Consider the following 1,566-nt stretch of genomic DNA (forward strand, 5'->3'; position numbering starts at 1 on the left):
ATTAGGTTCACGCGAAGCTCGCAAATAAAAAAATAGAGTCAGGACTTGCTGACTCTAGAGATTATTAGTTTTTTGTTTGGAACAACTTGAAGCGAGCAAGTTTTGAATTTTTAGGATGGCTGCCGCTCGGGGTTGTTGGCAAAGGCCCCTGCCAGGTCGTTGAAGGTGTTGGGGGTGGCCTGGAGGGGGAAGGACCAATCGAAAGGTCCTACACCCCCTCCGGATAAAGAATAGTAAAGCTTGGCTTTACAAAAACCTTATTAAATAAATCCTTTTATTAAAAAATTCTTAAAGAAATTTTCTTTAGTTCATTGGTACTACTTTTAACTCTTTAGAGACTTTATTAAGCACCTCGCACCCATCTTCTGTTATTAACACCAAATCCTCTATCCTAACTCCAATTCCTTCTTCTAAGAGATAAATTCCTGGTTCTATGGAGAAGATTTGTCCTACTTCTATGATGCTGTCGTTTACTGATGATACGTCGCCTTCTTCGTGGCATTCTAGTCCTATGGAGTGGCCTGTCCTGTGGGTAAAGTATTTGCCATAGCCTTTTTCTTCTATAAAAGATCTTGCGGCCTTGTCTACGTCTGACATTTTGTTGCCCGGTTTTGCTACAGCGATTCCTCTAAGGTTAGCTTCTTTTACTATTTCATAAATTTCTCTGGCACGGTCACTTACCTCGCCGATAAATACTGTACGTGTCATGTCTGATGCGTAATTTTTATAGATTCCTCCAATGTCAAGGACTACGCAGTCGCCGACCTTGCCTTTTGTGTTGTCTGTGGAGTGGTGGGGGTCTGCTGCTAATCTTCCGTAGGCTGTGATTGGCTCAAAGGAAACTTCTTCCACTCCGTGAGCCTTGTAGATTTCCTTTAGCTTTTGAGAAAGTTCTTTTTCGCTTAGGCCCTTTACCACCCAAGGGATAAGTTCTTCCATGACCTTGTCGTTGATGGCAGAGGATTCACGCATCAATTGTTTTTCTTCCTCGTCCTTGATCCTTCTAACGTGATCAACTATTGTGGATCCATTTACATATTTTTTGTCTGGGAAGATCTCTTGTAGTTTTAGTAGGAACTTTGCAGACCAAAATTTGTCGATTCCTATAAGTTGGTCATCTTTTATAAACTTGGAAAGTTTTTCGATTCCGTCTTCTATGTCGTTGTACCAAATAAAGTCAACTCCAGCCTCTTCTTCTTGAGGGAAGAGCTCGTTGATAAGGAGTTTTACGTCCCCATCCCTGTGGATGTAGAGGGCAAGGGCTCTTTCGCCTGGTTCAATCATCCTGTCAAGGAGATAAAAAATTGCGTAGGGGTCAGAGATTATCATGTGGTGAAGATTTTCTTCTTCCATTTTATTTATAAGTCTATCAATTCTATTCTTGTGCATAGTGTGTCCTCCGTTTCTTTTTTTAAAATATATCATAAAATTAGATTTATAGCCAATCAAAGATTGGAAGGGAGGTTTTATAAAACCTTAGAAAAGATTTTATCTTTATAATATTTTTCTAAAGCCTAAGGCTTTAATTCTTCTTTTGGAGGGGATTTAGGGCGTTTCGATCCGCCC

General features: G+C 40.2%; 1 protein-coding gene. It reads right to left on the minus strand.

Annotated elements, in window-relative coordinates; translation table 11 throughout:
- Positions 1–303 precede the first annotated feature (303 nt).
- The gene (locus tag HMPREF3023_RS07935; RefSeq protein ID WP_070702369.1) at positions 304–1,389 is read right to left on the minus strand and encodes a M24 family metallopeptidase; all 1,086 of its coding nucleotides are present in this window, start codon (positions 1,387–1,389) and stop codon (positions 304–306) included.
- Positions 1,390–1,566 lie beyond the last annotated feature (177 nt).

The sequence above is a fragment of the Peptoniphilus sp. HMSC075B08 genome (assembly GCF_001815405.1).
GTDB lineage: Bacteria > Bacillota > Clostridia > Tissierellales > Peptoniphilaceae > Peptoniphilus_A > Peptoniphilus_A harei.

Coding starts and splice junctions, on each gene's coding strand:
- HMPREF3023_RS07935 (WP_070702369.1), bottom strand. CDS start 1,389: ATGCACAAGAATAGAATTGATAGACTTATAAATAAAATGGAAGAAGAA.